Source organism: Streptomyces sp. NPDC004610 (genome assembly GCF_040609715.1).
GTDB lineage: Bacteria > Actinomycetota > Actinomycetes > Streptomycetales > Streptomycetaceae > Streptomyces.
The window spans coordinates 1-26913 of the sequence record NZ_JBEXLA010000050.1 but is presented as its reverse complement, the minus strand read 5'-3'; the positions used below and the strand labels follow the sequence as shown (position 1 = coordinate 26913).

Genomic DNA, 26913 nt, shown 5'->3' with positions numbered 1-26913 from the left:
CCCCCCAGGGCCTCCGCCCGCAGCCGGGCCGCTCGGCGGAGCGCGGTGACCGTGGGGTCCGTCGGGTCGCCGTGGGTGCCCCGGGACGTGGCCAGGACGGTGTCGATGTCGGTCAGGGCGCCGAGTTCGGCGCGCAGCGGGCGGCCGAGGGCGGTGACCGCGCCGGACGCGCGGGCGCGTGCCCGGCAGTGGTAGGCCAGTTCGCAGGCCGACAGGCACTCGGGGGCGTAGGCCGCTGGGACCGCCTCGACGGACGCCGTGAGCTGCTCGGCCGGGAGGTCGGGGGCGAAGCAGGCACCCGGGGGCAGCGCCTCGGCGATCTCGTCCAGCCGGGTCAGCCGGCTCAGCTGCCGCGCGGTGACCGCGCGCTGCTTGCGGATGTCGACGGCGGAGGCGGTGGGCAGGTTGGAGAAGTCCTTGGGGCACACCAGCAGCACCCGGTGGCCGACCCGGGGGGCCGGGTCCAGCCGGGCGGCGACCTCCTCCAGCGCCAGCACGTACACCGCCGCCTGGCGGGCCGCGGCGCCGACCTTCGCGGGGTCGGCCGAACCGTCCAGCAGGGGGAAGGACTTGATCTCCACCACCGTCCAGCGCCCGTCCGGATGCACCACCACCGCGTCCGGCTCCAGGAAGGCCGGTGCGCCCGCGACCTCCAGCGCCAGCATCGGATGGTCCAGCAGCGTCCACTTCCCCGAGCCCGTCGCATCCCGGGAATCCCCTGAGTCCCCGGAACTCCCGGAGTCCCCGGAACCGGTCGCCTCGCGCAGGGCCAGGGACGTCCGCGCGGTGCGGCCCTCGGGGCCGATGGCCGTGAGGTCGGGGACCTCGGCGCCGGACGGCGGCTCGGCGCCGGGGTCGAGGGTGCGGTGCACCAGGGACAGCAACTCCGCGCCGCCGTCCGCCTTGACCCGGGCCTCGAAGGCGTTGCCGCGCGCGAAGGCGAACTGCGACTGGCCGAACGCCGACGGGGAGCCGAGCGCGCTTGCCAGCTCGGCCTTGTTCACCCCCGCGCCGTCCAGGATCGCGCGGCGGTCGCAGCCGGGGTTGGCGGCCAGGGCGGCGAGGGCGCGCGCGTCCAGCGCCTTGGCGGGGACGCCGGGGCCGCGCAGCTCAGCGAGCCTTGCCCACGCTCTCGGCGCCGCCGCTGCGGGAGAGTCCCCATCCGGCGACATCGTCGTCGCCCGGGTCCGCGGGGGCGGCACCCGGTCCGGTACGTGACTCTCGCTGCCGTGGAATTCGTTCACCCTGGGAAGTCTGGCATCCACCACTGACAACCGGGGCCGAAGCGCCCGGAGAGCCCGAAGTGAGCGCCGGGATCCGGCGGACGACCAGCGTCCGCACCCGCTCCGCGCCCCGCAGCACATACGGCGTCAGCAGCAGCCCGAGGCCCATCACGGCCGCGCCCGCGACCGCGTCGAGGAAGTAGTGGTTGGCGGTGCCCATCACCACGACCGTGGTCACCAGCGGGTAGACCACTGCGGCGACCTTCGTCCACCGGTTCCCGCCGTACCGCCACAGGATCACCCCGCACCACAGCGCCCAGCCGACATGCAGGCTGGGCATCGCCGCGTACTGGTTCGTCATCCCGCCCAGCCCGCGCGGCGCGCTCGCCTCGCCCGCCCACCAGCCGTACGCGCTGTACTGGGCCATCGTGTCGACGAAGCCGTAGGCCGGGTCGAGGAGCCGGGGCGGGCAGGTGGGGAACAGGGTGAAGCCGATCAGACCGATGAAGGTCGAGGTCATCAGCCAGGCGCGGGCGGCGCGGTAGCGCACGGCCCGGGAGCGGAACAGCCAGATCAGGACGGCCGGGGTGACCAGGTAGTGCAGCGAGGCGTACCAGAAGTCCGCCGGTATCCCGATCCACGCCTCGCGCGTGAAGAGCCGGTTGAGCGGGTGCTCGGCGTTGAGCCACAGCGCCTTCTCCAGACGCAGGATCGCCAGGCCGTGGTCGACGGCGGTGCTCTCGTCACCCCGGGCCAGCAGCCGCCCCGCCGAGTAGGAGCCGTACACCAGCAGGATCAGCAGCAGCTCCGTCCACCAGCGCGCCCGGGGTGGCGGGGACGCCCCGGTGCCCGCTATGTCGGAATGCGGCATCCGATCGCCCTCCCCCTCGTCCTGTCAGCGGCGCCGGCGTACCGGTCGGGTCACTCTACGGCGTACACCCGCGGCAGCGATGGGGCACTCCAGCCCCGATAGACGCAGGGATCGCCCGCCGGGTTGCCCCATATGGGCGTCGGCGATGATGGAGGGACGCCGCCCGGTCTTCGGACTCCCGTAAGGACAGGGACACCCATCCGACGCCCGGCATTTCCCGAAAGGTCTCCAAGGTCTCCATGGCACCGCGCATCCTGCTGGCCCGGCACGGGCAGACCCGGTGGTCGCTGGCCGGCAAGCACACCGGCAGGACCGATGTCCCGCTGCTCGACGAGGGGCGGCGCGGCGCGAAGCTGCTGGGGGAGCGGCTGCACCGGCCGCCGTTCGCGGGCCTCGCCGACGCCGAGGTCCGCACCAGCCCGCTGGTCCGCGCCCGCGAGACCTGCGAACTCGCCGGCTTCGCCGACCGCGCCACCCCCTGGGACACCCTCCAGGAGTGGGACTACGGGGCCTACGAGGGCATGACCCCGGACGAGATCCAGGCGGTCCGTCCGGGCTGGCTGATCTGGCGCGACGGCGTCCCGGACGGCGAGAGCGTCGCCGAGGTGACCGCCCGCGCGGACGAGATCGTGGCCTGGGCCCGCTCCGCCGACCGCGATGTCCTGGTCTTCGCCCACGGCCACATCCTGCGCGCCCTTGGCGCCCGCTGGCTCGGCCTCCCCCTCGACTTCGCCGCCCGCATCCGCCTGGCCCCCACGTCCCTGTCCATCCTGGGCTGGGCCTACGGCGAACCGGCGATCGACAGCTGGAACGACCGCGGGCATATGGGTTAGCCGCGCCGCGACCGACCCACCCTGTGCTGCGACTCGCGGTGCCCTGGCCGACCGCCGGGGCGCCGCGCCGTACTGCTTGCGGGTACCTGGGGTCGCTCCCGGGGGCCCGCCCTCTGGTACCGGCTGCGGCTACGCGGGGCCGCTCTCAGGGGCCCGCTTCTCTCGTACCGGTTGCGGCTACCTGGGCCCGCCGCCAAGGGCCGCGCCCCCCGTACTGCCTACGGCTACCTGGGGCGGCTCCCAGGGGCTTGCCCCTCTCACACCGGTTGCGGCTACCGGGCCAGCCCTCAGGTGTCCGCTCCCACGCACCGCTCTCCGCTCCCCGGGGCCGGTTCCCAGAGGCCCGCTCCTGCCGACGTTTGCAGGCACCTGGGCGGGCCCTCAAGGGCCGCTCCCTCCCGCCGCCCGGCGCATCTGGGCCCCTCCCAGGGCCCGCCCTTTCACCCGCTCGCGGCTACCCGGACCCGCCTCCGGGAGCCCGCTCCCAGACACCCGTCCCCAGCCCTCTGAGCCCGTCGCCAAGGGCCCGTTCTCCCACCGCTCGCTGCTACCTGGGTGTCACCTGGGTCAGCCGCCAAGGGAGCCCGCCCTCTCCCGCCTGCTCGCGGCCACCCGAGCCGGCTCCCAAGGGCCCGCCCCTCACACCGCCGCGACTACCCGAGCCGGCTCTCAAGGGCCCGCCCCCTCACACCGCCGCGACTACCCGGGCCGCCCCCGAGACCCGCTCCCCACCCCACCGCCCGCGGCCACCCGCCCCCGCACGCAAGGCCCGCCCCCACACACCACCCCCAGCCACGCCACCCACCCGCGCCCGCCCTCAACCCCGCCCCCACCCCCTAAACAGCCCGCGGCAACCCCCCATGCCGGTCCAAGAAGTCCGACACCCCCGTCGTCCGCCGATGCGGCAGCAGAACGCGGGCCGTGGCCGCCAGCATCGTCTGGATGCGGGACGACTGGACCTGGCCCAGCAGCTCCAGTACCCGCAGGCCCGCCTGCGCGGCCTCGTCGGGGTGGCCCCCGCGCGCGAGGTCGTCGGCCAGCTCTGCGGTGTAGAGGGCGATGTTGCGGGTGAAGTGCGGATCCTGGAGGTGGGCCGCGCGCCGGGCGTGCCGGGCCGCGCGGGGCCAGTCCCCGAGCGCCGACCAGCACTGCGCCTCCAGGCCCTCCAGCTCGGCCTCGCCGTAGAAGGTCATCCACTCCGGATCGGCCTCACAGGGCCCCCGTTCGAAGAGGGCCTGCGCGCGGGCGAGGGCCTGGACGCAGCCGGTGCGGTCGGCGAGCCCCGCCCAGCCGCCCGCCTCGCGCAGCGCCAGCAGCGACATCAGCCGCGCCGATCCCAGCGGCCGGGCGATCCGCTGCGCCGCCTGAGCCGTGCGCACCGCCTCCCGCGGACGCCCGGTGTCGCGCGCGAGGAACGCCGTGTTGCAGAAGGCGTGCGCCTCCAGCCCGGCGTCGTCGGAGACCCGCGCGGTGGCCAGCGCCTCCGCGTAGTGGGACCGGGCGTCGTCGAACCGGCCCGAGTCGTGGGCCAGCCACCCCACCGAGATCGCCAGTTCCCCGGCGCCCGCGTGCAGCCGGTCGGCGGTGGCCTGCCGGGTCGCCCCGGCGTCCAGCAGCGCGTAGGCGGCCCGCAGCGGCGCCGCGGCACGCCGGTACAGTCCGTCGGCGCCGTGCCGGTCGTCCAGCAGCCGGATCCGGCGGACCGCCTCCTCCAGAGCGCCCGCCTCGCTCGACCCGGCCCGCCGCGCGGGGCGGGTGGCGGGGCGCTGGGCGGCGGACGCGTCCGGTGCCAGGGCCAGCGGGCCCAGCGGGCCCAGCGAGACGGTGGCCGCGGTGGCGCTCCCGCCGGTCATGAATGCGCGACGCAGCACGTCGCTCTCCTCGTAGTCGTGGTGCCAGTCGTCCGGGTCCCGTGGGGCGCCCCGCGCCGGGTCCCCGGTGGGTGCGGGGGCCGGTACCGCGGTCGTCGTCCGCGCCCCCCGGCCGCGGACCGAGGAGCGGGGCGCGAAGCCCAGGTCGGTCAGCGTGCGGCCGGGAAACATGTGCAGGAAGACCCGCTCGTACGCGTAGTTGGGACAGCGGATCTCGCCGGCCTCGACCCGGCCGACGTACCGTGCGTCACAGCTGACCTGCTCGCCGATCTCCCGTGCGGCGCGGCGCACCTCCGCCGCGAACTCGGCCGGTGAGCGCCGTCCGCGCAGCCGGCGGAAGGCGAGGTTCGGCCGCGGTGGCCGTCGGGGCTGGGACGAGGTCACCTTTGACGACGTCATGGCCGGGTCCTCTCATACGAAGCGTCGAACCCTGCCGGATTCGAGAGGAGTTGACCCGGTTGTCGGGTTGGTTCCCTTGCGGTCCGGCGGCATGAACGTACCCAATGTGGCCGGTCCGCCACGCAGCGTTTGGCTACAAACCGGATATCTCATCCTTGATCTGCCATGAACTGCCATCCTTTGCGGCGCACTTCCGGCGTAGCCGTTGACGCCCCCGCGGCGTTGAACCTGCGGACCGGGAGACCCCGACTCCCGACCCCATGCCCAAGGAGGTTCGTGGTGGAGGCCGGGATGGAGACCAGACAGAGTATCGATTTCCGCGGTGCGCGCGGGATGTGCGGCGCACGGGGCGGGCCACCGACCGCGTGGCCCACCGCCTGGGACCTGGTGACCGTCCCCGCGCGGCAGGGACTTGAGGCCGTCGACATCCTGCGCCGCGGCGCCTGCGACGCCGTCGGGCCGGTCCTGCACGACAACGGCTGCGACACCCTCGGCTTCCTCGTCCCGCCCGGCACCGCCGCCGCCTGGGACGTCCCCGGGAGCACCTGTACCGAGACCCAGGGCCGCGGTCTGCGCGTCGCCCCCGAACCCCCCGTCGAGGGCTCCGACTGGCTGCTGCCCCCCGCCGACACCGGCCACGGCACCGATCTCGCCACCGACCCCGCCGTCCTGCGCGCCGCGCTCGGCGAGGCGGCCCGGCTGATCGAGGCGGCCGACAACTGCCGCTGACGGCGACCGGGGACCGTCCCCGGCCCCGCGAACCGGCGCCCAGCGCGGGCGCCGCCCCCGACCCCCTGTGACAATGGCCCCATGGGGAAGTCGGGACAGTCCAGGAACGGCACCCGGCGCCGACCCGCCGGGGCGGTCGTGGAGCCCGTCGACGGCGGACTCGCCGAGCTGATCCCCGACCGGGACCGGCCTCGCGCCTGGACCCTGCTGATCGACGGGGCGCCCCAGTCGTACGTCGATCTCGACGACCCCGCGTTCCTCTCCTTCGAGTACCAGCGCCGCCTCGGCCATGTCATCGACCTCGCCGCCCCGCCCGGCGCCCCCCTCAGGGCCGTGCACCTCGGCGGCGGCGCCCTCACCCTGGCCCGCTATCTCGCCGCCACCCGCCCCCGCTCCACCCAGCAGGTCATCGAGCGGGACGCCCCCCTCGTCCAACTGGTCCGGCGCTCCCTCCCGTTGCCCGGCGGCGCCCGCATCCGCGTCCGATCGGCGGACGCCCGCGAAGGACTCGCCAAGGTCGCCGACGGCTGGGCCGATCTGATCCTGGCCGATGTCTTCAGCGGCGCCCGCACCCCCGCCCATCTCACCTCCACCGAGTACCTGGACGAGGTACGCCGGGCCCTGCGCCCGGGGGGCCTGTACGCCGCCAATCTCGCCGACGGTCCACCGCTGGCCCATCTGCGCGGCCAGATGGCCACCGCCGCCGCCCGGTTCACCGAACTCGCCCTGATCGCCGACCCGGCGGTCCTGCGCGGCAAACGCTTCGGCAACGCCGTACTGGTCGCCTCCGACCACCCCCTCCCCCTCGCCGACCTCACCCGCCGGGCCGCCTCCGACCCCCACCCCGCCCGCGTCGAACACGGCCGTTCCCTGACCGACTTCACCGGCGGAGCCGTCCCGGTCACGGACACGACGGCGGTGGCGTCCCCGGCACCACCACCGTCGGTGTTCCGCTGAAACGGAGCCCTGGGGAGGCGCTCCGCGCCTACACCGGCCGATACGCATCCACGATCGTCCGCGCGACCTCGTTCCCGTCCCGGTCCCGGTCCCGGACCACCGCCCGCAGGGACACCGATCCGCCCGCCGGGGCGATGGAGCCGAGGGCGAGTGCGGGGCCGTAGCGGATCACGCTCGCCGGGACGGTCCGCCGTGGCGAGGAGCCTGCCGTCGCGGTGGAGCGTGGTGCCCTGCTCGTACGCCGTGAACGCGCCGGGCGCCGCCGAACCGGTCGGCAGGGCCTTGATCCGGGCGCCGCTCCAGTCCAGGTGGCGCTGGGTCAGCAGGGCCGCCGCGCCCGCGACATGCGGGGTGGCCATGGAGGCGCCGCCGAGGGTGACATGGCCCGGCGCCGGGCGTGGGGCGTCCGCCCCCGCGCCCCCGGCGTCGCCCGCCGCGACCACGAACAGCGCGCCCTGTCCGAGGTGATGGGCCGAAAACGCGAAGAACCCCGTCCCCTATGGATGACCTGGGGACAGGGTTCGTCGTCTGGAGCGCTGGGCAGGGCTTGCACCTGCATTTCCCCGCAGGAAGCGGGGCGTCCTGACTTGGACCACCAACGCGAGGGCAGTTTGCCCGGGTTTCCCCGGTGGGCTGCTCTGTGATCAGCTTACCGTATTTCCGTACCGCGACCGACCAACAGGGCCCGGGGCAGGGCTAGTACGTCCCCACGTCCACCCGGGGCGGTCCGTCGTGCCAGGTGCAGAACACCGACACCCGCTCGGCGCCCGAGGAGAACTCCACCCGGATCCAGGTCTCCGTCTTCCAGACCTGCATCGACCAGTCGGCGTTGGGCTTCGCGGAGACCAGTGTCGCGGAGGCCGCGCCCATGTCGAACACCGCCCGCCCGGCCTCGGTGTCATAGCTGCGGACCGTGCCGGAAGCGGCGGGCGGGGTCGTGGCCGGGGTGCTCGGAGCGGCGGGCCGGGTGGTGGGGCCGGTGGAGGGCGGGGTGGTGCCCGGGGCCGCCGGGCGCTCGCTGGACGGCGCCGGATCACTGGCCTCCGGAGGCTCCGACGACTCCGGCACCGTGGGCGTGACCTGCGGATCCGGTCGTTCGTCCGCCTCGGCGGCCACCGTCACCGGCAGGGCGCGCGGCGGGTCGTAGGCCGTCGCCACCATCACCGAGTGGACACCCCACCAGGACAGCGTGACCGCCGCGCCCGTGGCGAGCGACCAAGCCAGAACATGAACGAGACCTCGCAGCATCGGGGGCCATACTGCCCCACCCGCCCCGGTGGTGTCCCGCCGCCGTGACGCTTTTCCACAACCCGGGAGTTGTCCACAGGCGGCCGATGGGTATCGCCCGTATGGCGTACGGTGCCGCGCATGGCAAGTGTGCTCGTGGTCGAGGACGACCAGTTCGTACGCTCGGCGCTCATCCGGCATCTGACGGAGGCCGCGCACACCGTGCGCAGCGTCGGTACGGCGCTGGAGGCATTGCGCGAGGTCGCCCATTTCCGTTTCGACGTGGTCATCCTCGACCTCGGACTGCCCGATCTGGACGGCGCCGAGGCGCTCAAGATGCTGCGCGGCATCACCGACGTACCCGTGATCATCGCCACCGCGCGGGACGACGAGACGGAGATCGTGCGGCTGCTCAACGACGGGGCGGACGACTATCTGACCAAGCCGTTCTCCGTGGAGCACCTGTCCGCGCGGATCGCCGCCGTGCTGCGCCGCTCCCGGTCCACGGCCGGGGAGGCCCCGCCCTCGCCGGTGCTGCGGGTGGGCGGGCTGACGGTCGACCCGCTGCGCCGCCAGGCCGAGCTGGACGGCGAGCGACTGGACCTGACCCGGCGGGAGTTCGACCTGCTGGCGTTCCTGGCCGGCCGCCCCGGAGTGGTGGTGCCCCGCCGCGAACTGCTGGCCGAGGTGTGGCAGCAGTCCTACGGCGACGACCAGACGATCGACGTCCATCTGTCCTGGCTGCGCCGCAAACTCGGGGAGACCGCGGCCCGCCCGCGCTATCTGCACACCCTGCGGGGCGTCGGGGTGAAGCTGGAACCACCGGGAGCGGAGCCGCCGCGATGAGATGGGCACTGGTCAAGGTCTCCCTGGCGGTCACCGCCATGGTCGTGGTCGCCTTCGCGGTACCGCTGGGCCTGGTCATCCAGGAGATGGCCCGTGACCGCGCGTTCTCCAACGCCGAGCGGGACGCGGCCGAGATCGCCCCCGCGCTGTCCATCACCACCGACCGCGAGCAGCTCCGGCGGGCGATGGCCGCGGCCGGCTCCGACGCCCGGATGGCCGTCCATCTGCCGACCGCGAGCGGTACGTCCACGGCCGGGATCGGCGTGCCCCGCGCCCTGCCCGAGGACATCGAGGCCACCCGCACCCTGGGCCGCGCCTCCACCGCCGAGGTCCCCGAGGGCTCCGCGCTGCTCCAGCCGGTGGCGCTCAGCTCCGGCCAGATCGCCGTGGTCGAGGTGTACGTCGCCGACGCCGCCGTCAGCCGCGGGGTGAGCACGGCGTGGGCGGTCCTCGCCGGGGTCGGCCTCGCCCTGATCGTCGGCTCGGTCGCGGTCGCCGACCGGCTCGGCGCCCGGATGGTCCGCCCCGCCCAGCGGCTGGTCGAGGGCGCGCGCGAACTCGGCGACGGCCGGCTCGGCGCCCGCGTCCCCGAGGAGGGCCCGACCGAACTGCGGCTCGCGGCGGTCGCGTTCAACTCGATGGCCGACCAGGTCGTCCAGCTCCTCCACAACGAGCGGGAGCTGGCCGCCGACCTCTCCCACCGGCTGCGCACCCCGCTGACCGTGCTGCGGCTCAACGCGGCCTCGCTGGGCGAGGGCCCGGCCGCCGAGCAGACCCGCGCGGCCGTCGCCCAGCTGGAGCGCGAGGTCGACACCATCATCCGGACGGCCCGGGAGGCGAAGCCGCAGACCGTCGCCGCCGGGCCGGGCGCCGGGTGCGACGCGGCCGAGGTGGTGCGCGAGCGGATGGGCTTCTGGTCCGCCCTCGCCGAGGACGAGGGCCGCAAGTGGCGGGTGGCGGGGGCGGAGACCCCGGTACGGATACCGGTGGCCCGCGCCGAACTGGCCGCCGCGCTCGACGCCCTGCTCGGCAATGTCTTCCGGCACACCCGGGAGGGCACCGCCTTCGCGGTCGACCTGCACAACGGGGAGGACGCGGTGATCGTGCTGGTCTCGGACGCCGGGCCGGGGATCGACGACCCCGAGGAGGCCATGGCCCGGGGGAGCGGTTCCGGCAGCGACGGCTCGACCGGGCTCGGCCTGGACATCGTGCGCCGCCTCGCCGAGTCCACCGGCGGGGACGTACGGATCGGGTCGTCCGTGCTGGGCGGCACCGAGGTGCGGATCTGGATCCAGCTCGACGGGCGCCGACCGGAGCGGCGGGGGCATCGCGGGGGGATGCGAAGACGCCGGCCCCGCCGGCTGGTCCCCTCGCTTAACCGGCCCCGATCCCTTCCTTAAGCCCACCCTAAGGATCCCGACTAACGCCCGTTAAAGGTGATGTGCTGGATTCCGCTTCGCTAGCGTGTGATGTGTTCCCCCAAGAGGGCATCGCCTCGGCGCCCCGACCTCCCCTGGCTAAGGCGCCCTGACACGCCCGGACCCCGAGGGGAGTCGACGGGGCGCGACACCTCCCCCCCATATGGTGTCGCGCCCCGCTTCCCCTCCCCCCTCAGAGACCCCCTCCCCCAGAAAGAACACCCCCCCCAGCTACACGGCCCCGACCCCCGGCAGAACCCCCGTCCGCGCCGCCTGTCCGTACCAGTGCGCACTGGACTTCGGCGTCCGCTCCAGCGTCGCGAAGTCCACGTACACCGCCCCGAACCGCTTCCCGTACCCGTACGCCCACTCGAAGTTGTCCAGCAGCGACCACAGGTAGTAGCCGCGCACATCGGCGCCGTCCGCGAGGGCGTGGCGCACGGCCGACAGATGGCTGTGCAGATAGGCGATCCGCTCGGGGTCGTGCACCCGGCCGTCCGGACCCGGCGCGTCCTCGTAGGCGGCCCCGTTCTCCGTGATGTAGAGCGGCAGTCCGGGCGCCTCGCGCGCGTAACGCATGATCAGCTCGTGCAGTCCGCTCGGGTCGACGGTCCAGCCCATCCCCGTCCGCTCGCCCGGCGTCTGATGGAACACCACGTCGTCCGCCCCCGGCCAGGGCGAATGCTCGCTGGCGCCATGGCCGTCGGCCCGCGCGCCGGACGCCCGGTCACCGGCCACCGGACCGGAGACCAGCGCGGGCGTGTAGTAGTTCAGCCCCAGCGCGTCCAGCGGCTGCCGGATCGCGGCGAGGTCCCCGTCCCGGACGAACGACCAGTCCGTGAGCGGCGCGGTCGCCGACAGCAGCGTCCCGGGGTAGGCGCCGTGCAGCATCGGGCCGTGGAAGATCCCGTTGGCGAGATCGTCGATGCGCCGGACGGCGGCCAGATCGGCGGCGTCCTCCGACACAGGCCGCACCACCGAGGAGTTGAGACTGACCGCGACCGTGTTGCGCTCCGGCATCACCGACCGCAGCGCCGAGGCGGCCAGTCCGTGCGCCAGATTGAGATGGTGCGCGGCCCGCAGCGCGGCCACCGGATCGGTACGGCCCGGCGCGTGCACGCCCGAGCCATACCCGAGGAACGCGCTGCACCAGGGCTCGTTCAGCGTGATCCACTGCTCCACCCGGTCACCGAGCGCCTCCCCGACCAACTGCGCGTACTCGGCGAACCGGTACGCCGTCTCCCGCTCCGGCCACCCTCCCGCGTCCTCCAGCTCCTGCGGCAGGTCCCAGTGGTAGAGGGTGATCGCCGGCTTGATGCCCCGGGCGAGCAGCACATCCACCAGCCGCCGGTAGAAGTCCAGCCCCACCTGCACGGCCGGCCCCCGTCCGGTGGGCTGCACCCGGGGCCAGGACACCGAGAACCGGTAGGCGTTCAGCCCCAGCTCCGCCATCAGCGCGACGTCCTCGCGGTAGCGGTGGTAGTGATCGACGGCCACGTCCCCGTGCTCACCACCGGCCGTACGGCCCGGCGTATGACTGAAGGTGTCCCAGATCGACGGAGTACGACCGTCCTCCCGCGCCGCGCCCTCGATCTGATAGGCGGACGTGGCGGCACCCCAGAGAAACCCCACGGGGAACGCGGCCGGATTCTGGGACGGCAGGGGCGTCGGCACGGGTGAGGCGGATGGTGTGGACGACATGGACGACGTGGACGACGTGGACGAAATAGACGGTGTGGACGACATGGATGACATGGATGACTTGGACGGCATGGAAGCGCTCCCATAGGGGGTGGTGAGGGGGTTGTTGACTACTGGGGCTGGAGGGGTGGGTTGGAGGGGACGGGGTGGGGACGGGGCGGCGGGCGCGGCGGGTCCGCCGGGCGGTGACGGCGGGGGCGTCCGGTGTGTCGGTCGGGGTCGGGGTCGGTGTGCGGGGGTGGGCTCTGCGCGGTGTCGGGTGGCTGGCGACTGGCGACTGGCGTCCGGTGACTGGCGTCCGGTGACTGGTGACTGGTGACTGGTGACTGGTCACGGTCGGGCCCGTGTGCGCGGGCCCGGATCGGCGTGATGGCGGTCGGCCCGGGGGACGGCGGGGGCCGGGTCCGCCCGGCGTCGGTAGGCCGGGGCCCTGCCCGGGTGCCCACCGGGTGAGGCCCCCGGCAACCGCTCGCCGTGAGAGCCCGGCGGCCCTCGCCAGAGCGGACGGGCGCCGCGACAGAAGGGACGGCCGAGACCGCCCACGTGGGGGAGGGGCCGGATCTGCCCGCCGTCGTGGGGCCGACCGACGGCCGGGCCAGGCCCGGGTGGCGGCTGGCAACGGCCACCGGACGGCGGTTGGGCCCACCTGTGGAGGACCGGCGATCGCCCACCGCGACAGCGGGGACCGGCCCGGTCCGGAGTCGCCCGCCACAAGGACCGCCGGGACTCGCGACGGCAGGCACCTCGCAGTGCGGGAACCGCCACCCCGGGCGCCCGCCCGCCACCGCGGCGACCTGGCCCACCGGAACCTGGGGTGCCCGCACCCAGGCTGACCGCACCCCGGCCACCACCGGCACCTGGGCGGGCCCCCACCCCACCCCCCTCAACCCTTGACCGCCCCCTGCATGATCCCGCCCACGATCTGCTTGCCGAAGATCGTGAAGACGAGCAGCAGCGGCAGCGTGCCCAGCAGGGCGCCCGCCATGATGAGTGACTGGTCGGGCGTGTAACCGCGGCCCAGGCCCGCGACCGCCACCTGCACGGTCGGGTTGCCGGTCTGGGTGAGGACCAGGAACGGCCACAGGAAGTCGTTCCAGGTCTGGACGAACATCAGCATGCCCAGCACCGCCATCGCCGGGCGGGCCGCCGGGAACACGATGTGCCACACCACGCGCCAACTGCTCGCGCCGTCCACCCGGGCGGCCTCGATCAGTTCGTCGGGCAGCGCGGAGATCAGATACTGCCGCATGAAGAACACCCCGAACGCGCTCACGATCGACGGCAGGATCACCGCCTGGAGCTGATCGGTCCAGTCCAGCTCGGCGACCATCATGTAGAGCGGGATCACACTGAGCTGCGGCGGCACCATCATCGTCCCGATCACGATCAGCATCAGCGCGCCCCGGCCCCGGAACCGCAGTTTGGCGAAGGCGAACCCGGCGAGGGTCGAGAGGAACACGACCGCCCCGGACGCGATCCCGGCCACGATCGTGGTGTTCAGGAACGCCTCGCCGAGGTTGGCGTCCGTCCAGGCCGTCTCCAGGTTGTCCAGCAGATTGGCGCCGAACCAGAACGGCGGCGGGGTCTCGGCGAGCCGCTGGTTGTCGCGGGAGGCGGCGATGGCCGTCCACACCAGCGGGAGCAGCGAGCCGAGGGTGAACAGCGCGAGGATCAGATACGCGATCGGCCCGGCGTGGCGCTGGCCGCCCGCGCGGGCCGCCTTGGGGAGCCGGCGCCTCGGGCGACGCCGCCGCGGTGATGGTTCGGCCGCGGCCGGCTGATCGGGGGGAGTCAGTGTCGTCGTCACGGCCGGTCTCCTAACCACGGGCACTACCGCCACTGCTGCCGCTGCCGCTGCCGCTGCCGCTGCCGATACCGCTATCGCCACTGCTGCCACCGCCACCGCCACTACTGGCGCGCAGCCGGTGCGAGATGACGTAGTTGATCAGTCCGATCACGATCAGGATCAGGAACATCGTCCACGCGATGGCCGAGGCGCGGCCCAGATGCTGATTGATCCAGCCCTGCTCGTACAGATACAGCCCGAGCGTCTGGAACTGGTGCTGGGAGCCGCCCGACGCACCCTTGTTCGCATCGAACAACAGCGGTTCACCGAACAACTGCGATGCACCGATGGTCGAAACGACACAGGTGAACAGAATGGTCGGCCGCAGCGACGGCAGCGTCACATGCAGGAACTGCTGCCAGCGGCTCGCCCCGTCCAGTGCCGCCGACTCGTACAGGTCATGGGGGATGGCCTGCATCGCGGCCAGATAGATCAGCGCGTTGTAGCCGGTCCAGCGCCAGATGACGATGGTCGAAACGGCGATCTGGGACGGCCATGTGTCGTTCTGCCAGTCGATGTGATCGATCCCGATCACCCCGAGCGCCCAGTTGATCATGCCGTAGTCCCGGCCGAAGAGCAGCACGAAGACCAGTGACGCGGCGGCGATCGAGGTGGCGTAGGGCGCGAGCATGACGACCCGGTAGAACGTCGAGGCGCGCAGGCGGTAGTTGAGGATGTGCGCGATCCCGAGCGCCATCAGCAGCTGCGGAACGGTCGAGATGATCCCGATCGTCAGGGTGTTGCGGGCCGCGTTCCAGAAGAAGTCGTCGTCGAGGATCCGGGTGTAGTTGCGCAGCCCCACCCAGTCCATGTCGGTCGGCGCGGTCAGCTCCACCTGGTGCAGCGAGGCCCAGCCGGTGTAGAGCAGCGGAAACAGCCCGAACGCCAGGAACAGCAGGAAGAACGGCGAGACGAACGCGTACGGGCTCCACTTCATGTCCCGCTGCCAGCGGCGGGACAGCCGGGCGCGGCGCCGTCGGCCGGGCCCGGTGAGGGCGCTCGCGCCGGCCGGGGCCGTGCCCCCCTCCGGGGAGAGGGGCACGGCGGCGGTGTCGTGCCGGGTGGCCATACCGGTCACTTGTCCAGGTTGTTGTCGATGGTCTTCACGGCCGTCTCCCAGGCTTCCTCGGCCGACTTGCCCTGGGCGACCAGGATGACCCCGTTGTCGGTCAGGCCCTGCTGGATGATCTGGTCCTTCGGGCCGATCACCTGCACGGGACTGTTCTTGGCGGCCTCGGCGAAGAGGGTGCCGATGGGCGCGTCACCGGTCATCTCATTGGTGGCGTCCTTGACCGCGGGCATCTCATAGGCGGCCGGGGCGCTGGGGAAGCTGCCCTGCACCTCGAACAGCTTGGCCTGCTGCTCGGGCGCGGTCAGCCAGGCGGCCAGCTCGGCGGCGGCCTCGGCGTTCTTGCCGGACTTCGGCACCGCGAGGAAGGACCCGCCCCAGTTGCCGGCCTGCGGGGCGGCGGCCACGTCCCACTTCCCGGCCGCCTCCGGCTGCGACTTGCCCTTGATGTACCCGAGCATCCACGGCGGGCAGGACATCGCCGCGAACCGGCTGTTGGCGATGGTGGTGTCCCAGGCGGGCTGGAACTGCGTCTGATTGCCGACGAGTCCGTCCTCGGCGGCCCGCGCGGTCAGGTCGAACGCGTCCTTCACCGCCGGGTTGGTCTTGTAGACGACCTCGCCGGAGGAGTCGTAGAACCGCTCGGTCTCGCTGCCCAGGATGGCCTGGATGAGGCCGCCGGGGGAGTCCAGGAAGGTGGTCTCGTCGGGGGCCTTGTCCTGGTACTGCCGTCCGACCTCGACGAATGTGTCCCAGGAGCCCGCCCACAGCTTGCCGACCTCCTCCCGCTCGGAGGGGAGTCCGGCCGCCTCGAAGAGGTCCTTGCGGTAGCAGATCGCCATCGGCCCCACATCGGTGCCGAGTCCTATGGTGGCGCCGTCCTCGGTGGTGGCCTGCCGCCACTTCCACTCCAGGTAGTCGCTCTCCTTCCCGTACTCCGACAGATCGAGCAGCTTCGCCGACTGGGTGTTCACCACCTCGGCGATGTTGCCGACCTCGACGGCCTGGATGTCCATCAGTCCGCTGCCGGTGGTCAGATGGTTGACCAGGGCCGGGTAGTAGTTCTCATTGCGCTCGGTGACGTTCTCCTTGATGGTGATGTCGGGGTGGAGCTTCATGTACGCGTCGTAGAGACCGGCCTCCTTGAAGCCCATCGCGCCGAACAGCCCCAGCGTGATGGTGGTCTTGCCGCCACCGCCGTCCGAGGTGTCCGACTCGTCGTCGCCGTCGTCGGCACAGCCGGCCAGCAGACCGGCGCCCAGCGACACGACGGCCGCGAGGACGAGCGCCTGACGGCGGATGATCCGGGAAGGGGCGGGTGCTCGCATGTGCGTCCTCCTGTCGCCCTGAGGGGCGGGGAACGTGCGGGATGGGGAGTGCGGGAAGACGTGCGGGAGTGCGTCTGGAAGTGCGCCCGGGAGTGCGTGTGGGATGTGTAGGGCGTGGGTATCGTGAGGGCTGTGGGAGCGCTCCCATCGATGATGTGTTGAAGGGTCGTGGCTCCCGGTGGGCATGTCAAGGGACCGGACGCGACGGGCCGCGTTCAGTTATCGGCCCGTTAGCCGGGCGCCGGGGCCTCGCCAGGAGAGCGGGTTGGGGCCCGTACCGCTCCTGTGACGGGCGCCGCTGTTACATTCCAGGCCAGGGTGACGACGGGAGGGCGAGCCGATGGCAGGCCAGGGAACGCGCGGCCGAGGGGCCGGGCGGCCGACCCTCGAAGAGGTCGCCGCACGGGCGGGCGTGGGCCGCGGCACGGTCTCGCGCGTGATCAACGGCTCGCCCCGGGTCAGCGCCACCACCCGCGCCGCCGTCGAGGCCGCCGTCGCCGAACTCGGCTATGTCCCCAACACCGCCGCCCGCGCGCTGGCCGCCAACCGCACCGACGCCATTGCCCTCGTCGTCCCCGAGCCGGAGACCCGCTTCTTCGCCGAGCCCTACTTCTCCGACATGCTGCGCGGGGTGGGCGCCGAACTGGCCGAGACCGAGATGCAACTGCTGCTGATCTTCGCGGGCAGCGACCGGGAGCGGGCCCGCCTCGCCCAGTATCTGGCGGCCCACCGGGTCGACGGCGTCCTGCTGGTCTCGGTGCACGCCGACGATCCGCTGCCCGATCTGCTGGCCCAGCTGGAGATCCCCGCGGTCATCAGCGGCCCCCGCTCGGCGGCCGAGGCTCTGCCGTCCGTCGACTCCGACAACTACGGCGGCGCCCGCTCCGCGGTCGAGCACCTCCTCGCCCGGGGCCGCACCCGGATCGCCCACATCACCGGCCGCCTCGATGTCTACGGTGCCCAGCGCCGCCTGGACGGCTACCGCGACGCCCTGCGCGACACCGGCCGCCCGCTGGACGAACTCCTCCTCGAGCGCGGCGACTTCACGGAGGACGGCGGCGCCCGCGCGATGACCGCGCTGCTGGCCCGCCGCCCCGATCTGGACGCGGTCTTCGCCGCCTCCGATGTCACCGCGGCCGGCGCCCGCCACATCCTGCGCGAGGCGGGCCGCCGCATCCCGGACGACGTGGCCCTCGTCGGCTACGACGACTCCGCCATCGCCCGGCACATGGACCCGCCCCTGACCAGCGTCCGCCAGCCCATCGAGGAGATGGGCCGCAGCATGATCGATCTGCTGCTCACCGAGATAGCCGCCCGCCGCCCGGCCCCGCAACCCTCCCGCCACGCCGGGCACCAGGTCGTCCTCGCGACGCGACTCGTCGTCCGCACCTCCGCATGAACACCCCCGGAGACCCGACACCCGAGCTGGCACACTGGCTGTCCGCCCGACTGGACGAGGACGAACACACGGCACGGGCGGCGAGCCGCCGGCACGGTGAGCCCGGTCCGCCGGGCGGGGTGCGCTGGCGCTGGGAGGACCCGGAGACCGACGAGACCGTCGTCCCCGACCTTGACCGCGGGGAGTACGTCGGCGGTGATACCGAGGTCGACGGCGGGGACCTGGGCGAGGGCGTCGTGGTGGCCCTCCGCAGCGCGGAGACCTGGCCCACCCGGCACTTCGGCGAGCTGCCGCAGTTCGGGATCGATCTCGCGCAGAACGTCGACGCCGCCGTGGGCGCGCACATCGTCCGCCACGACCCGGCACGGGTCCTGGCCGAGACCGACGCCAAGCGACGCGTCCTCGCCTGGGCTCTGACCGCGCCGCCGTCCCCGTCCAGGGACCACGTGCTGCGCCTGCTGGCCCTGCCCTACGCGGACCGGCCCGGCTACCGGGAGAAGTGGCGGCCCTGAAGCCGCCGGACCCGGACCTCCCGGCAGAAGGCGGCGCCGGTCCAGGCCGCGGTGGCGGCGAGGGCCAGGACGATGGCCGTACCGACCAGGAAGGGGACGATCACAAGGGCTCCCGGGGTGGTGTCGTCATCGTGGCGGTGCGTGGGGACATACCAAGGGCCGGTCCGAATGTCTCGGACCGGCCCTTGGTCGGTGGGGTGAGTGACGGGACTTGAACCCGCGGCCACCTGGACCACAACCAGGTGCTCTACCAACTGAGCTACACCCACCATGACCGGCGGTGGAAACTGGCGTCTCTCCGACCGGCCAAGAAAAAGTGTACAGGGTCCGAAGGGGTGCTCGCGCCCGGCTTTTCCGGGGCTCCGACCGACCGCTACCGGGCAGGCAGAACGTGCTGCGCGGCGATGGCCCTGGCGGTGTCGGAGTCCGGTCCGGGCTGGGGGACGAAGATCGCCTCGCGGTAGTAGCGCAGCTCCGCGATGGACTCGCGGATATCGGCGAGGGCGCGGTGGTTGCCGTTCTTCTCGGGGCTGTTGAAGTACGCCCTCGGGTACCAGCGGCGGGCCAGCTCCTTGACGCTGGAGACATCGACGATGCGGTAGTGGAGGTAGCCCTCCAGGGCCGGCATGTCCCGCAGCAGGAAGCCGCGGTCGGTGCCGACGGAGTTGCCGCACAGCGGGGCCTTGCCGGGTTCCTTGACGTGCTCGCGCACATACGCCAGGACCTGCGCCTCGGCGTCGGCGAGCGTGGTGCCGCCGGGCAGCTCGGTGAGCAGTCCGGACGCGGTGTGCATCTCCCGGACCACCTCCGGCATCGTCTCCAGCGCGGCGTCCGGCGGACGGACGACGATGTCCACGCCGTCGCCGAGCACATTCAGCTCGGAGTCGGTGACGAGGGCGGCCACCTCGATGAGCGCGTCGTCCGACAGCGAGAGGCCGGTCATCTCGCAGTCGATCCACACCATGCGATCGTTCATGCGACCACCCTACGGCCGAGGTCGGCATATGCGGTGCCCCGTGTCGCTCCCCGGACCGGCGGAAGCGGACGGGGACGCGGACGGGGGACGGGAACGCGGACGGGGGGTGGGGGTGTGGGTCGGCCGACCCCCACCCCCACCCCCCGTCATCGCTGAGGGACGAACCCCTGCCTACGGCCTACCGCCCCGCGCTCATGCCCCGCTCCGCTGGCCCGGCAGGCTCGCCAGGGGCGCTCCGGCGCCGAGCGCGCTCGCTGTCGCCGGGGTGCGGCGGGCCTGGAGCGGCACCGGCGAATCCGGGTGCAGGGAGTGCGGCGGCGGGAGATGGGAAGGCGTGGGCGGACCCGGCTGCGACGACCCGTGATCCTGGTCGGACGACTTGTCCACCTGCGGACGCCGGGCCCGGTACGCGGCCCGGTAGGCGGCCGGCGACGAGCCGAGCTGACGGCGGAAGTGGCCGCGCAGGGCGACCGGCGAGCGGAAGCCGCAGCGGCCCGCCACCTCGTCCACCGAGTAGTCCGAGGTCTCCAGCAGCCGCTGCGCCTGGAGCACCCGCTGGGTGATCAGCCACTGCAACGGCGCACTGCCGGTCAGCGAACGGAAGCGGCGGTCGAACGTCCGCCGGCTCATGTACGCGCGGGCCGCCAGCGTCTCCACGTCGAACTGCTCGTGGAGGTGCTCCAGCGCCCAGGCGACGACCTCGGCGAGCGGGTCGGCGCCGATCTCCTCTGGTAAAGAGCGGTCCAGGTAGCGTTCCTGGCCTCCGCTCCGGCGCGGTGGGACGACCAGCCGGCGGGCCAGTGCCCCGGCGGCCTCGTTGCCGTGGTCCGTGCGCACGATGTGCAGACACAGATCGATTCCGGCGGCGGTGCCCGCCGATGTCAGTACGTCGCCGTCGTCCACGAAGAGTTCTCTGGGATCGACATGGACGGACGGATAGCGCTTGGCCAGCGTCGGCGCGTACATCCAGTGGGTGGTCGCCGGGCGGCCGTCCAGCAGGCCCGCCGCCGCGAGGACGAAGGCGCCGGTGCACAACCCGACGATCCTCGCGCCCTCCTCGTGCGCCCGGCGCAGCGCGTCGAGCGCCTCCTCCGGGGGCGGGGAAGTGATCGAGCGCCAGGCCGGCACGACGACCGTGCCCGCCCGCGCGATGGCTTCCAGGCCATGCGGTGTACTGAGTTCCAGGCCCCCCGTGGTCCGCAGCGGACCGTCCTCGCCGCCGCACACCAGCAGTCGGTAGCGCGGTACGCCGGCGTCCTGGCGGTCGATCCCGAACACCGACAGCGGTATGGAACTCTCGAAGATGGGGCCGCCGCTGAACAGCAGCACCGCGACGATCTCCTTGCGCCGCCGCCCGGACAGTTTCCGGGTCGCGGCTTCCGGCGCGGCAGTGGAGTCGTGGCTCATCCTGCTAAGCCCCCCTCGGTGGTCGCGGCTCCTCGGTTGTGTCGCTCCTGCACGTTTCCCCTCGGTCCTGCACGAGTCCCCCGCCATACGACAGTCAAGATCGAATCTACTGCGTCCCGCACCACGGAGGTGACCGGATTGGCACCCCTGCGGAGGTCGAGTTGGCAACTTGGCGTAAAGCATTCGATCACGAAGCGTTGCACTCACGCGGCGCACAGGGAAGTGCGCCTTGTCGCGGTGGCCAATCCGCGTAGGGTGCGGAGCCGGGCTGAGACCCTTTCCGTGCAGGTCGAACGGTGCGTGGGGGGCCGTCAGACCAGTGGATGCGCGGTATGCAGAAGTTGGCTGAAAAGTTATGGGCCGGGGTGCGGAAACCGGTCAGTCGGAAGGGCCTCTCCGTCCGTGCTCCGGTGAGGGGGGAAGTACGGGGGAAAGTGCGGAGGGAAGTACGGGGGGAGCGAGGGCTCTGTCGCGCCCGTCTCCCGGTGCGGGAGCGGGAGTTCCCCGTCGGCGGGCGGGGCGGCGGCGGCCCGGCGTTCCGCGCGGCGCAGCAGCAGTCGGCACACCCCGGTGACCGCGGCGAGGCCCAGCGCCGTACCGGCCGCGCCGGCCAGGGAGGTGCCGTACCAGAGCAGGACCAGGGGGACGAGGGCGCAGCTGAATACGGCCCAGCGGACCACGTCCCCGGCCGGGTCCTGCGTCGGGTCCGCTGCCGGGTTCGCTGCCGGGTTCGCCGTGGAGTCCGTCGCCGGGTTCGCCGTCGGGTCCGGCCCGGTGGGGGGCGTCCCGGGGGCGGGCGGGGGGTTGTGCGGGGCCGGGGTCCGGTGCGGCTCCCCGCCGGTGGCGCGGGGCGCGGTGGGGACGGTGCGGGGTGCGGACATGGCGTGCTCCCTGTGGCGTGGTTCACGCACTTCAACGCCCGCGTCCCGGGACGGTCACTGTCAGCGAGCGGCCGGGCGATCACCCTCCCGCGCAGTGAATCCTGTGCAAACCGCCTGTACGGGGCAGCAACCATTGCGTGACGGGCGCCCCCTCGTGCATGCTCCACGAAACCCGCCGGGCGGCCGTGCGGGATCTGGGCGAAGGAGGCGTGCCGCCGTACCCTTGGGGGTATGGGGTTGGGAAGATGATTCCCGGACACAGCGCGGACGACCCGGTCGTCCCTCCCCGATGAAGGATCACAACGCCGAGACAGCCATGGCCGGTCACGAATTCTTTGAACCCGCGGACCGCAAGCGGCCCGTCGCCGACCCCACGGCGGCCGATCCCCTGGCGGCGGAAGAGCCACGCCACGCGTGCGACCCCGCCTTCAAGCACGGCGTCGTCGTCGGTTTCGACGGCTCCACCTCCAGCGAGCGCGCCCTCGCGTACGCCATCGGCATGGCCCGCCGCTCCCACGCGGGTCTGATCATCGTGCATGTCGCCAACCGGCTGCCCACCACCGTCTGGGCGGGCTGCGAACCCCCCGTCTTCGTCGATGTCCCCGACCACCGCACCGAGGTGCTCGGACTGGAACTCGCCTGCGCGGACTATCTCGCCGAGGTGCCCTGGATCCTGGTCGAGCGCGGCGGGGACATCTGCCATGAACTCGAAGAGGTCGGGCGGGAGTACGAGGCGGACGCGATCGTCGTGGGCTCCACGCACGGGCTGGTGGGCCGGATGTTCGGCTCGGTGGCCGGGCGGCTCGCCAAGCGGGCGAAGCGGCCCGTGGTCGTCATTCCGTAGTCGGGTCGCCGTGCGGTGGTGGTCGCCCTGCCGTAGTCGACTTCGCGCCGTTGCCGGGGTGTTCCGAGGCTGAATCTACTGGTGCGTAGAGGTGTTTGTGCCTTTGTGAAGGGCATATAGCGGGCACCACAACTGCACATGCCTGAAGGGAGCCCGCCGTGGACAACGCCGTCTCTGCGGGAAGCGGAACCACCACTGTGGTCGGCCGACTCGCCCTGGGGATCACCCTGTTGGCCTTCGGCCTCGCCCACACCGAGGTGCTCGACGGAGTCTCGGCCGCCGACGCCGTGTCAATCGCCCGGTACGTGGGCGGAGTCGCCCTCTTCGTCGCCGGTCTGCTGGCCTTCCGGGACCGCGACAGCGCCTCCGGTACGGCCTTCACCGTGCTCGGCGCGCTCTGGTTCACCTGGGCCGTGTCCGTCTCCGCGTCCGCCGCCGGGGACGCCCCGGTCTCCGCGAACGCGGGTGGACTGTTTCTGCTGCTGTTCGCCCTTGTCGCCCTCACGCTGACCCTCGCGGGTGGGGATCAGTTGGGGCAGGTGGCGTACGGGCTGCTGTTCGTCTCCATGCTGCTGCTGGCCATCGCGTTCTTCGCCGAGAACGAGGGGCTGGTCAAGGTCGGTGGGTGGGTCGCGGTGGTTGCGGGGGCGGTGGCCTGGTACGGGGCCACGGCTGTGCTCGCGCACTGGCCGACGGTGTTGCCTCGGCGGGCGGGTGGGCGGGTGGCCCCTACGGGGTAGCTGCCGCTGGGTGGCCTGGTGTTGTGGGCCGGTGAGGTGGGGCGAGCCCCCTGTGACGGTGGCGTCATGTGGGGGCTCGTTTGGGTTGAGTGGCCTGTGCGGGTGGGGTGTGGCTGGTCGCGCAGTTCCCCGCGCCCCTGAAAAGACTGCGCAGTTCCCCGCGCCCCTGGAAGGACTGCGCAGTTCCTCGTGTCCCCGAAAAGATTGCGCAGTTCCCCGCGCCCCCGACAAGACTGCGCAGTTCCCCGCGCCCCTGGAAAGAGCGCGCGGGGCTGAGGGGGCTACTCCACCGTTACCGACTTGGCGAGGTTTCGGGGCTTGTCGATGTCTCGGCCCAGGGTCAGGGCTGTGTGGTAGGCGAGGAGTTGGAGGGGGATGCCCAGGAGGATGGGGTCGAGTTCGTCCTCGTTCTTGGGGACCAGGATCGTCTGGTCGGCCTTGGCCTGGGGCTGGTGGGCGACCGCGAGGATCTTGCCCTCGCGGGCCTTGATCTCCTCCAGCGCGGCGCGGTTCTTCTCCAGCAGATCGTCATCGGGGACGATCGCCACCGTGGGCAGGGCCGGTTCGATCAGGGCGAGGGGGCCGTGCTTCAGCTCGGACGCCGGGTAGGCCTCGGCGTGGATGTAGGAGACCTCCTTGAGCTTCAGGGATGCCTCGCGGGCCACCGGGTAGCCGCGCACCCGGCCGATGAACAGCATCGAGCGGGCGTCGGCGTAGGTCCGGGCGAGCTTCTCGATCTCGGGTTCCTGCGTCATGATCTCGGCGATCTGGGCGGGCAGCCGACGCAGGCCCGCGATGATTCGCTTGCCGTCGCGGACGGACAGGTCGCGGACCCGGCCCAGATGCAGGGCCAGCAGGGCGAAGGCGACGGTGGTGTTGGTGAAGCATTTCGTCGAGACGACGCAGACTTCCGGGCCCGCGTGGACGTAGATGCCGCCGTCCGCCTCGCGGGCGATGGCCGAGCCCACCACGTTCACCACGCCGAGGACCTTGCCGCCCTTGCGCTTCAGCTCCTGTACGGCGGCCAGTACGTCATAGGTCTCGCCGGACTGGGAGACCGCGATGTAGAGGGTGTCGGGGTCCACGACCGCGTTGCGGTAGCGGAACTCGGAGGCCGGTTCGGCGTCGGCGGGGATCCGGGCCAGCTCCTCGATCAGCTGGGCGCCGATCATGCCCGCGTGGTACGAGGTGCCGCAGCCCAGGATCTTGACCCGGCGGACCGCGCGCGCCTCGCGGGCGTCCAGGTTGAGGCCGCCGAGGTGGACGGTGGAGAAGCGGTCGTCGATCCGGCCGCGCAGCACCCGGTCCACGGCCTCGGCCTGCTCGTGGATCTCCTTGTGCATATAGGTGTCGTGGCCGCCCATGTCGTAGGAGGCGGCCTCCCACTCGACGGTGGTGGGCTCGGCGGTGGTGCGGGTGCCCTCGGTGGTGTAGGTGCGGAAGTCGTCGGCCTTGAGGGTGGCCATCTCGCCGTCGTCCAGGGTCACTATCTGCCGCGTGTGGGTGACCAGGGCGGCGATGTCCGAGGCGACGAACATCTCCTTCTCGCCGATGCCGAGGACGACCGGCGAGCCGTTGCGGGCGACCACGATCCGGTCGGGGAAGTCGGCGTGCAGGACGGCGATGCCGTAGGTGCCCTCGATCAGGCGGAGGGTCTCGCGGACTCGGTCCTCCAGCTTCTCCGCCTGGGAACGGGCGATGAGGTGGGTGAGGACCTCGGTGTCGGTCTCGGAGAGGAAGACCACGCCGTCCGCCTCCAGCTTGCGGCGCAGGTCGGCGGCGTTGTCGATGATGCCGTTGTGGACGACGGCGACCTTGCCCTCGGCGTCCAGGTGCGGGTGGGCGTTGACGTCGGACGGGGCGCCATGGGTGGCCCAGCGGGTGTGGGCGATACCGGTGGTGCCCTTGAAGCGGGCCGGGACCTTCGCCTCCAGATCGCGCACCCGGCCCTTGGCCTTGACCGTCCTCAGCCCGGCGGCCTTGGGGGAGGTGACGACGATGCCGGCCGAGTCGTAGCCCCGGTACTCCAGACGCTGGAGGCCCTCCAGGAGCAGCGGGGTCACATCACGCTTCCCGATGTATCCGACGATTCCGCACATATGGGATGTTCCTAGTCGTAGAGGGAGGGGAGGAGGGGGAGGGGGCGGGGCGAGGGTGGTGTTGAGGGTCAGCCGTAGACGATGCGGCGCAGTTGGCGCTGCGACAGGTCCGGGGGGGCCACCGCCCGGTACTTGAGGTCCGTCTCGATCCGCTCGAAGATCGTCGCGTTCACCAGGCCCTGGGCCTGTAGCTCGCGGTGGCGGCGGCGGACGTAGTCGACGGTCGTCTCGTCGAAGTAGGCGAGCACGTCCTGGATCACCCGCAGTGCCTCACCCCGGCTCAGGGGGGTGGAGCGGGTCAGGTGATCTACGAGTTCGTCGTGCACTCGCTTGATCCTGGAGTACGGGGGAGGGTTTCGCAAGAATTCTGCCCGATTTCGGGCAGGGGGGTGAGTTAAGGGTTCCCGTTCGGCCCACAGTCGGCTCATGTGCGGCTCATGTGCCGCTCACATTCGGCGTAGGACGGCCTGCTTGGCCTGGGTGAACTCCTCGTCGGTCAGTACCCCCGAGCGGTGCAGTTCGCCCAGTTCGCGCAGGCGTCGCAGCAGTGCGTCGTGGTCGTCGGACGGGGTGGGGGCCTTGGTGAGCTGCGGGCGGGTGTCGGGCGGGGTGGTGGTTGCCGGGGTGGTGGTTGTGGCGGTGGTGGTGGCGGCGGTCGGATGGGCCAGTCGGGACTGTACGGCCGCCGCGATCAGTGCCATCAGCGGATCCTTTTTGAAGCCCCAGAGATCGACCGAGTTGGGGTCGTACTTCGGTGGCGCCTTGGTCGGCGCGTGGCGCACGGTGAAACGCAGGAAACCGTTCTCCAGACCCACCGCCGGATGCCACTCCACCGCCGAGATCTCGCTGATCGCGATGATCCGGGTACCAGACGCCGACTTCGCCTCCTCCGTCTTCCAGTTCCACTCCAGCCGCACCCGCTCCCCGTCGAAGCTCGCCGTGGCGTCCCCCGCCGAGAACGACAGCGGCACCCCGGGGCCGGGGAGCAGATAGGTGTCCACCGGGTCGCCCGGCACCTGGTCCAGCAGCAGTGCGTTGCGCACCTCGTCCACGAAGTACTCCGCGACCCCGTATCGGTCGGACTCCACCACCAGCTGATACGGGTCGTGCGGCTCGGTCAGTCGGCCGCCGGTCGCGAGTTGGAGCGGGTCGGCGCCGTCCCGCAGTCGTAGTCTCAGCCGCCCGGACCTGCGTCCCTGCTCGAAGGAGATCCCGGCCAGTGCGCCCAGCGGGACGACGAGTTCCCCGAGGGTTCTGCGCAGCAGACCGACGGACTTGTCCCGACCGGGTGTCAGCCGTAGGGCGTCGCCGTCGAACTCCCAGGTGCCGTCCTTCTGGATGATTTCCGCCATGACAGGGATTGTTTCACCGGAGGGGTGGGGGACGGGGTCTGCATCTGTCGGGATCAAGGGAGGGGCGGGTTGTGGGGTGGGTGCGGGTGGGGTGTGGCTGGTCGCGCAGTTCCCCGCGCCCCTGGGAGGTCCCGGCGTCTGCCCGCGTGCCCAAAGGATTGCGCAGTTCCCCGCGCCCCTGGGAGGTCCCGGTGTCTGCCCGTGTGCCCAAAGGATTGCGCAGTTCCCCGCGACCCTGGGAGATCGCGGCGTCTGTCCGCGCCCCCAAAAGATTGCGCAGTTCCCCGCGCCCCTAGGGCGTGTCTTCAATTGATCTTGCGTGGTGGATCATGGTCGGGTGATACGTCGTCATGAGCTGTCTGATGAGGAGTGGGAGTTCCTCCGT

The 26913-nt window shown here is 72.3% G+C and carries 23 protein-coding genes, 1 tRNA gene and 3 pseudogenes; 9 read left to right on the top strand and 18 right to left on the bottom strand.

Annotated features, from left to right (window positions below):
• Positions 1-2: 2 nt before the first annotated feature.
• Together ABZX40_RS37485 and ABZX40_RS37480 are read right to left on the bottom strand one after the other, a co-directional pair.
• Positions 3-1172 (bottom strand): annotated as a pseudogene (locus tag ABZX40_RS37485) (hypothetical protein); the annotation flags it as partial.
• A complete protein-coding gene (locus ABZX40_RS37480) occupies positions 1111-2094 on the bottom strand; it encodes a phosphatase PAP2 family protein (RefSeq protein WP_355738777.1) in 984 nt (327 codons plus the stop codon). The gene ABZX40_RS37480 and the pseudogene ABZX40_RS37485, both read right to left, overlap by 62 nt.
• A 239-nt stretch (positions 2095-2333) precedes the next feature.
• Between ABZX40_RS37480 and ABZX40_RS37475 the strand changes: the two genes are divergently transcribed.
• On the top strand, positions 2334-2927 hold the full coding sequence (locus tag ABZX40_RS37475) for a histidine phosphatase family protein (protein WP_355738780.1): 594 nt from the start codon (positions 2334-2336) through the stop codon (positions 2925-2927).
• 836 nt (positions 2928-3763) lie between these two features.
• On the opposite strand, the gene ABZX40_RS37470 is transcribed toward ABZX40_RS37475, so the two are convergent.
• Positions 3764-5197: a tetratricopeptide repeat protein gene (locus tag ABZX40_RS37470; RefSeq protein WP_355738782.1), complete on the bottom strand. Its 1434-nt coding sequence runs from the start codon at positions 5195-5197 to the stop codon at positions 3764-3766.
• Between the two features lie 333 nt (positions 5198-5530).
• On the opposite strand from ABZX40_RS37470, the gene ABZX40_RS37465 reads away from it, so the two are divergent.
• Positions 5531-5926 (top strand): hypothetical protein, encoded by a 396-nt coding sequence (locus ABZX40_RS37465; protein ID WP_355738876.1) that lies wholly within the window; start codon positions 5531-5533, stop codon positions 5924-5926.
• 81 nt (positions 5927-6007) lie between these two features.
• Entirely contained in the window at positions 6008-6883 is an 876-nt protein-coding gene (locus tag ABZX40_RS37460) for a fused MFS/spermidine synthase (protein WP_355738785.1), read from the top strand.
• 28 nt (positions 6884-6911) lie between these two features.
• Here the strand turns inward: ABZX40_RS37460 and ABZX40_RS37455 are convergent, their stop codons facing one another.
• The 3 genes and pseudogenes from ABZX40_RS37455 to ABZX40_RS37445 form a co-directional block, all read right to left on the bottom strand.
• Positions 6912-7055, bottom strand: a complete 144-nt coding sequence (locus ABZX40_RS37455) for a hypothetical protein (protein ID WP_355738787.1) — start codon at positions 7053-7055, stop codon at positions 6912-6914.
• Between the two features lie 100 nt (positions 7056-7155).
• Positions 7156-7326: pseudogene (locus tag ABZX40_RS37450) on the bottom strand (S8 family serine peptidase); the annotation flags it as partial.
• A 253-nt stretch (positions 7327-7579) separates the two neighbouring features.
• Positions 7580-8131 (bottom strand): hypothetical protein, encoded by a 552-nt coding sequence (locus tag ABZX40_RS37445; protein WP_355738790.1) that lies wholly within the window; start codon positions 8129-8131, stop codon positions 7580-7582.
• A gap of 120 nt (positions 8132-8251) precedes the next feature.
• Between ABZX40_RS37445 and ABZX40_RS37440 the strand changes: the two genes are divergently transcribed.
• Positions 8252-8956 carry a response regulator transcription factor gene (locus ABZX40_RS37440; protein ID WP_355738793.1) on the top strand — a complete coding sequence of 235 codons (705 nt, stop codon included), beginning with the start codon at positions 8252-8254 and terminating at the stop codon, positions 8954-8956.
• On the top strand, positions 8953-10356 hold the full coding sequence (locus ABZX40_RS37435; RefSeq protein ID WP_355738795.1) for a HAMP domain-containing sensor histidine kinase: 1404 nt from the start codon (positions 8953-8955) through the stop codon (positions 10354-10356). Before ABZX40_RS37440 ends, ABZX40_RS37435 begins: the two co-directional genes overlap by 4 nt.
• 249 nt (positions 10357-10605) lie before the next feature.
• Here the strand turns inward: ABZX40_RS37435 and ABZX40_RS37430 are convergent, their stop codons facing one another.
• From ABZX40_RS37430 to ABZX40_RS37415, 4 genes and pseudogenes are all read right to left on the bottom strand, one after another.
• Positions 10606-12075: a GH1 family beta-glucosidase gene (locus ABZX40_RS37430; protein ID WP_355738798.1), complete on the bottom strand. Its 1470-nt coding sequence runs from the start codon at positions 12073-12075 to the stop codon at positions 10606-10608.
• Between the two features lie 883 nt (positions 12076-12958).
• On the bottom strand, positions 12959-13882 hold the full coding sequence (locus tag ABZX40_RS37425) for a carbohydrate ABC transporter permease (protein WP_355738801.1): 924 nt from the start codon (positions 13880-13882) through the stop codon (positions 12959-12961).
• 100 nt (positions 13883-13982) lie between these two features.
• Positions 13983-14990 (bottom strand): annotated as a pseudogene (locus ABZX40_RS37420) (sugar ABC transporter permease); the annotation flags it as partial.
• Between the two features lie 5 nt (positions 14991-14995).
• A complete protein-coding gene (locus tag ABZX40_RS37415) occupies positions 14996-16318 on the bottom strand; it encodes an extracellular solute-binding protein (protein WP_355738803.1) in 1323 nt (440 codons plus the stop codon).
• A 340-nt stretch (positions 16319-16658) separates the two neighbouring features.
• Here ABZX40_RS37415 and ABZX40_RS37410 point away from each other — a divergent pair, with 340 nt between their 5' ends.
• Both ABZX40_RS37410 and ABZX40_RS37405 read left to right on the top strand, forming a co-directional pair.
• Positions 16659-17717: a LacI family DNA-binding transcriptional regulator gene (locus tag ABZX40_RS37410; protein ID WP_355738806.1), complete on the top strand. Its 1059-nt coding sequence runs from the start codon at positions 16659-16661 to the stop codon at positions 17715-17717.
• Entirely contained in the window at positions 17714-18229 is a 516-nt protein-coding gene (locus ABZX40_RS37405) for a DUF6221 family protein (protein WP_355738808.1), read from the top strand. Before ABZX40_RS37410 ends, ABZX40_RS37405 begins: the two co-directional genes overlap by 4 nt.
• On the opposite strand, the gene ABZX40_RS37400 is transcribed toward ABZX40_RS37405, so the two are convergent.
• The 5 genes from ABZX40_RS37400 to ABZX40_RS37380 form a co-directional block, all read right to left on the bottom strand.
• Complete coding sequence (locus tag ABZX40_RS37400; protein WP_355738810.1) at positions 18205-18333, bottom strand: hypothetical protein; 129 nt, start codon at positions 18331-18333, stop codon at positions 18205-18207. The genes ABZX40_RS37405 and ABZX40_RS37400 overlap by 25 nt on opposite strands.
• Before the next feature lie 89 nt (positions 18334-18422).
• Positions 18423-18498: transfer RNA gene (locus tag ABZX40_RS37395), tRNA-His, on the bottom strand.
• Positions 18499-18602: 104 nt separating this feature from the next.
• Positions 18603-19205, bottom strand: a complete 603-nt coding sequence (gene orn / locus ABZX40_RS37390) for an oligoribonuclease (RefSeq protein ID WP_355738813.1) — start codon at positions 19203-19205, stop codon at positions 18603-18605.
• 192 nt (positions 19206-19397) lie between these two features.
• A complete protein-coding gene (locus ABZX40_RS37385) occupies positions 19398-20612 on the bottom strand; it encodes a helix-turn-helix domain-containing protein (protein ID WP_355738816.1) in 1215 nt (404 codons plus the stop codon).
• Between the two features lie 353 nt (positions 20613-20965).
• The gene (locus ABZX40_RS37380) at positions 20966-21292 is read right to left on the bottom strand and encodes a hypothetical protein (RefSeq protein WP_355738879.1); all 327 of its coding nucleotides are present in this window, start codon (positions 21290-21292) and stop codon (positions 20966-20968) included.
• Between the two features lie 517 nt (positions 21293-21809).
• Here ABZX40_RS37380 and ABZX40_RS37375 point away from each other — a divergent pair.
• Entirely contained in the window at positions 21810-22337 is a 528-nt protein-coding gene (locus ABZX40_RS37375; protein ID WP_355738882.1) for a universal stress protein, read from the top strand.
• 158 nt (positions 22338-22495) lie between these two features.
• The gene (locus ABZX40_RS37370; RefSeq protein ID WP_355738819.1) at positions 22496-23077 is read left to right on the top strand and encodes a GPR1/FUN34/YaaH family transporter; all 582 of its coding nucleotides are present in this window, start codon (positions 22496-22498) and stop codon (positions 23075-23077) included.
• A 281-nt stretch (positions 23078-23358) separates the two neighbouring features.
• Here the strand turns inward: ABZX40_RS37370 and glmS are convergent, their stop codons facing one another.
• The 3 genes from glmS to ABZX40_RS37355 all read right to left on the bottom strand — a co-directional run bounded on the left by glmS (position 23359) and on the right by ABZX40_RS37355 (position 26528).
• Entirely contained in the window at positions 23359-25176 is a 1818-nt protein-coding gene (gene glmS / locus ABZX40_RS37365) for a glutamine--fructose-6-phosphate transaminase (isomerizing) (protein WP_355738822.1), read from the bottom strand.
• A 68-nt stretch (positions 25177-25244) separates the two neighbouring features.
• Complete coding sequence (locus tag ABZX40_RS37360; protein WP_355738825.1) at positions 25245-25502, bottom strand: hypothetical protein; 258 nt, start codon at positions 25500-25502, stop codon at positions 25245-25247.
• Between the two features lie 120 nt (positions 25503-25622).
• Positions 25623-26528, bottom strand: coding sequence for a DUF4429 domain-containing protein (locus ABZX40_RS37355; protein ID WP_355738828.1), 906 nt, complete (start codon positions 26526-26528; stop codon positions 25623-25625).
• Positions 26529-26913: the final 385 nt, after the last annotated feature.

Bases quoted from the DNA above. Each gene is read 5' to 3' on its own strand.
- ABZX40_RS37465 (WP_355738876.1), top strand. From the start codon at position 5,531: ATGTGCGGCGCACGGGGCGGGCCACCGACCGCGTGGCCCACCGCCTGG.
- ABZX40_RS37430 (WP_355738798.1), bottom strand. From the start codon at position 12,075: ATGTCGTCCACACCATCCGCCTCACCCGTGCCGACGCCCCTGCCGTCC.
- glmS (WP_355738822.1), bottom strand. From the start codon at position 25,176: ATGTGCGGAATCGTCGGATACATCGGGAAGCGTGATGTGACCCCGCTG.
- ABZX40_RS37445 (WP_355738790.1), bottom strand. From the start codon at position 8,131: ATGCTGCGAGGTCTCGTTCATGTTCTGGCTTGGTCGCTCGCCACGGGC.
- ABZX40_RS37470 (WP_355738782.1), bottom strand. From the start codon at position 5,197: ATGACGTCGTCAAAGGTGACCTCGTCCCAGCCCCGACGGCCACCGCGG.
- ABZX40_RS37480 (WP_355738777.1), bottom strand. From the start codon at position 2,094: ATGCCGCATTCCGACATAGCGGGCACCGGGGCGTCCCCGCCACCCCGG.
- ABZX40_RS37415 (WP_355738803.1), bottom strand. From the start codon at position 16,318: ATGCGAGCACCCGCCCCTTCCCGGATCATCCGCCGTCAGGCGCTCGTC.
- ABZX40_RS37435 (WP_355738795.1), top strand. From the start codon at position 8,953: ATGAGATGGGCACTGGTCAAGGTCTCCCTGGCGGTCACCGCCATGGTC.
- ABZX40_RS37375 (WP_355738882.1), top strand. From the start codon at position 21,810: ATGGCCGGTCACGAATTCTTTGAACCCGCGGACCGCAAGCGGCCCGTC.
- ABZX40_RS37405 (WP_355738808.1), top strand. From the start codon at position 17,714: ATGAACACCCCCGGAGACCCGACACCCGAGCTGGCACACTGGCTGTCC.
- ABZX40_RS37355 (WP_355738828.1), bottom strand. From the start codon at position 26,528: ATGGCGGAAATCATCCAGAAGGACGGCACCTGGGAGTTCGACGGCGAC.
- ABZX40_RS37410 (WP_355738806.1), top strand. From the start codon at position 16,659: ATGGCAGGCCAGGGAACGCGCGGCCGAGGGGCCGGGCGGCCGACCCTC.
- orn (WP_355738813.1), bottom strand. From the start codon at position 19,205: ATGAACGATCGCATGGTGTGGATCGACTGCGAGATGACCGGCCTCTCG.
- ABZX40_RS37440 (WP_355738793.1), top strand. From the start codon at position 8,252: ATGGCAAGTGTGCTCGTGGTCGAGGACGACCAGTTCGTACGCTCGGCG.
- ABZX40_RS37475 (WP_355738780.1), top strand. From the start codon at position 2,334: ATGGCACCGCGCATCCTGCTGGCCCGGCACGGGCAGACCCGGTGGTCG.
- ABZX40_RS37385 (WP_355738816.1), bottom strand. From the start codon at position 20,612: ATGAGCCACGACTCCACTGCCGCGCCGGAAGCCGCGACCCGGAAACTG.
- ABZX40_RS37460 (WP_355738785.1), top strand. From the start codon at position 6,008: ATGGGGAAGTCGGGACAGTCCAGGAACGGCACCCGGCGCCGACCCGCC.